This window comes from Arthrobacter sp. Hb9-2, from assembly GCF_059091165.1.
In genome coordinates this window covers 1-423 of sequence record NZ_JBNHGJ010000102.1, presented here as the reverse complement: position 1 = coordinate 423, position 423 = coordinate 1, and the positions used below count along the sequence as shown (strand labels likewise).

Annotated in this window: 1 protein-coding gene; it reads left to right on the top strand. The window is 66.2% G+C overall.

Annotation, left to right across the window (positions count from 1 at the left end; genetic code table 11):
- Positions 1-423 (top strand): L-serine ammonia-lyase, iron-sulfur-dependent, subunit alpha (locus AC5RV1_RS21390; protein WP_493995959.1); only part of this gene is annotated, 423 nt, incomplete at both ends.

The following is a 423-nucleotide window of genomic DNA, read 5'->3' as shown; positions in this document are numbered from 1 at the left end:
AAATCCGGGCGGGCCTGCTGCATATCTACTCCGTTATGGAGGGCTGCGTTGCCACATCCCTGAAGCGTGAAGGCGTGCTGCCGGGCGGGCTGAAGGTCCGCCGCCGTGCCCCTGACTGGTACGAGCGGCTCCAGAAGGAAAGCTCCCGGCCTGACGGTGAAGGCCAGGACGAGGACTTCCACGACCCGAAGTATTGGCAGGAGTGGGTTAACTTGATCGCCCTTGCCGTGAACGAGGAGAACGCCTCCGGCGGGCGCGTGGTCACCGCCCCGACGAACGGGGCTGCCGGGATCATCCCGGCGGTGCTGTATTACGCGCTGCATTTCGCGCCGGGCATGGAAAACGCGACGCAGGAGGACCGCGAGGACGTGGTGGTGAAGTTCCTGCTCGCCGCCGCCGCCGTCGGGGTGCTGTACAAGGAGC